The organism is Bradyrhizobium cosmicum (genome assembly GCF_032290525.1).
Taxonomy (GTDB): domain Bacteria; phylum Pseudomonadota; class Alphaproteobacteria; order Rhizobiales; family Xanthobacteraceae; genus Bradyrhizobium; species Bradyrhizobium cosmicum_A.
Window position 1 is genome coordinate 1 of record NZ_JASXTA010000278.1, and the last position, 265, is coordinate 265.

1 protein-coding gene is annotated in these 265 nt (G+C 67.2%); it reads right to left on the reverse strand.

All coding sequences use genetic code 11. The annotated features are described in order from the left end of the window. Positions 1-265 (reverse strand): tRNA (cytidine(34)-2'-O)-methyltransferase (locus QSV46_RS39955; protein ID WP_314964126.1); only part of this gene is annotated, 265 nt, incomplete at both ends.

Genomic DNA, 265 nt, shown 5'->3' on the forward strand with positions numbered 1-265 from the left:
GCGCGATGCCCGCAGCGACCGCGATATTCAACGATCGCGTGCCCGCGGCCTGCGGAATCCTGATCCGAAGATCGGCGCGGCCATGCACTTCCTCCGGCACGCCTGCGCTTTCCGAGCCCAGCAGCAGGATGTCGTCCGGCAGAATGCGAACGTGGTCGAACCGCACTGCGCCCCGCGTCGTGAGCAGCACGATCCTGCCCTGCACTCCGGCCTCGAAACTTTGCCAGCTGCCGTGCCGCGTCACGTTGGCGATGGCGGCATAGTC